Source organism: Pseudomonas sp. SWRI92 (assembly GCF_014268685.1).
Classification (GTDB): domain Bacteria; phylum Pseudomonadota; class Gammaproteobacteria; order Pseudomonadales; family Pseudomonadaceae; genus Aquipseudomonas; species Aquipseudomonas marvdashtae.
This window is the reverse complement of the sequence record NZ_JABWQY010000068.1, coordinates 1-202: the sequence shown is the minus strand read 5'-3', so window position 1 is coordinate 202 and position 202 is coordinate 1. Positions and strand designations below refer to the sequence as shown.

1 pseudogene is annotated in these 202 nt (G+C 51.0%); it reads right to left on the bottom strand.

From position 1 onward, the window contains the following. A pseudogene (locus tag HU762_RS26870) lies at positions 1-153 on the bottom strand (IS110 family transposase); the annotation flags it as partial. Between the last annotated feature and the right edge of the window lie 49 nt (positions 154-202).

Here is a 202-nt window from a genome sequence, read left to right as displayed (position 1 = left end):
GGCGACTTTGCAGGGTGGTATTTGTGCTAGCCACGGTAGCAACTGGCTGCGATTAAGCTTCTTGCGCAGAACCATGTGGCCTTGTGCATCTTGGCCATGCAAGTGGAAGCTATTTTTGCCAATGTCGATGCCTAGAAGCGTCACGCTGTTCATGAGAAAGCCTCCTCAGGAAAAGGGAGAACCTCAGAAGTTTAGACCTGAG